Annotated in this window: 1 protein-coding gene; it reads left to right on the top strand. The window is 30.6% G+C overall.

Annotated elements, in window-relative coordinates:
• Positions 1-333: 333 nt before the first annotated feature.
• Positions 334-1341: an IS110 family RNA-guided transposase gene (locus tag AC4PRO_RS18085; protein ID WP_492118386.1), complete on the top strand. Its 1008-nt coding sequence runs from the start codon at positions 334-336 to the stop codon at positions 1339-1341.
• Positions 1342-1381: the final 40 nt, after the last annotated feature.

The following is a 1381-nucleotide window of genomic DNA, read 5'->3' as shown; positions in this document are numbered from 1 at the left end:
AATTCCACACGAAAGGATTTGTGCGGTAGCGGGCCTTCTTTAGAGAATGATTTAGCGATTATTTTATTAGATTTATTTTAAGACGATACAGTATTTGTGGGCACAGAATGCAATTCTGCCTTTACTTTGTATTTGACAAAAAAACATTAAATTTATTCAAAGGAAAACAGAGGTGAACTATCAAATCCGCCAAGTTTGTGACTTATTTAGCGCATTAGTCCTTTGTCTTCTCCTTGAATCCCGTTGAATTGCTTCAAATAGAATGATAGACATCAAGGTCTAATAAAGGCTCTAAAGAAGTTCAACATTTTTGTTTATCTTAAATTCAAAGTTATGAAAAACTATTTATTTTACGTAGGTATTGACATTTCAAAATCAAAATTAGATGTAGTTATATTAAAAAAAGAAGCACCCAATGTAACTAATCATTTCATTGTAGAAAACAACTTAAAAGGTATTAAAGAAATTTTAAAAAACTTAATAAAACAGAAAATAGATTTGACTACTGTTTTGTTTTGTTGCGAAAACACAGGTATTTATACATTTCCTTTGAGTAGCCATTTATCTGAAATCAACCTTGATTTCTGGGTAGTTCCAGCCATAGAAATCAAACGATCTAAAGGAATTTCCAGAGGTAAAAATGACAAGGCAGATGCAAAAGATATTGCTTTGTATAGTATTCGAAATATCGACAAACTAAAGCTTTCGACTTTGCCTGAAACGGTAATTCAACAGCTAAAATTGCTTTATACTGAAAGAGAAAAAGTGATGAAATCTTTTAAGATTTTTGTGGCTACAAAAGAAAATATTGATTTTATGCCCAAACAAGTTTACAAATCAATCGTAGGAATAAATAATAAAACGGTGAAATTTTTAAAAGCAACATTAAAAGCTATTGAGAAGGAAATGAAAGCAATAATATCTAATCAATTGGAATTGAAAAATCAATTTGAATTGATTAAAAGTGTTCCTGGTATTGGGGATAAAACTGCTATTTATATGCTCATTGCAACAAGAGGATTCACGGCTTTTGATAACGCAAGAAAATTTGCTTGTTACGCCGGAACTGCACCTTTTGAATATAGTTCAGGTTCGAGTATTAAAGGGCGAACAAAAGTAAATCATATGGCCGATAAAAAAATGAAGTCAATATTACAAATGTGTGCTTTAGTTGCCGTAAAACATGATCCGCAACTCAAAGAATATTATGAAAGAAAAAAAGGTGAAGGTAAGAACGCAATGCTGGTTTTAAACAATGTAAAATGTAAAATTATTGGCCGCGTTTTCTCTGTAATTAACAGACAAACTCCCTACATAAATACACATAAATTTGCCTGTTAAATTTTACATTTTTTCTTGTTTTTTATCATAGAATGCGCTA

It is taken from the genome of Flavobacterium sp. DW-iso2, assembly GCF_058725285.1.
This window is presented reverse-complemented; position numbering and strand designations above follow the sequence as displayed.

Bases quoted from the DNA above. Each gene is read 5' to 3' on its own strand.
- AC4PRO_RS18085 (WP_492118386.1), top strand. From the start codon at position 334: ATGAAAAACTATTTATTTTACGTAGGTATTGACATTTCAAAATCAAAA.